This window comes from Paracoccus sp. FO-3 (assembly GCF_006386455.1).
Taxonomy (GTDB): domain Bacteria; phylum Pseudomonadota; class Alphaproteobacteria; order Rhodobacterales; family Rhodobacteraceae; genus Paracoccus; species Paracoccus versutus.
Window position 1 is genome coordinate 1 of the sequence record NZ_VCBQ01000324.1, and the last position, 353, is coordinate 353.

The 353-nt window shown below is 69.4% G+C and carries 1 protein-coding gene; it reads left to right on the forward strand.

The genetic code is table 11. The annotated features are described in order from the left end of the window. Positions 1-165 precede the first annotated feature (165 nt). On the forward strand, positions 166-353 hold a 188-nt coding region (locus tag FE811_RS28610), incomplete at its 3' end, for a DCC1-like thiol-disulfide oxidoreductase family protein (RefSeq protein WP_255469876.1).

Sequence of the window (353 nt, forward strand, 5' to 3'; positions counted from 1 at the left end):
CGCGCGGATGATCCACCGGCTCGACCGCACCGGAACGGTGCGCATCTGCCCGATCCAGAGTCCACTGGGCGCGGCCCTGCTGCGCCATTACGGGCTGGAGCGGGAGGATCCCTCGAGCTGGCTGTTCATCGATGGCGGGGGGGGACGCATGTCGATTGCGACGCCGTGCTTCAGGCCGGCCGCCGCCTGGGCGGATGGACCCGGATGGCCGGCGTGCTGCGGATCTTCCCCCGGCCGGTGCGCAACTGGCTCTACCGGCGCTTCGCACGCAACCGCTATGCACTGTTCGGCCGCGCCGTGTCAATCGGCGTTGAAGAGTGCCCCCTTATCGGCGTCCATGTTTGGATGCCCCC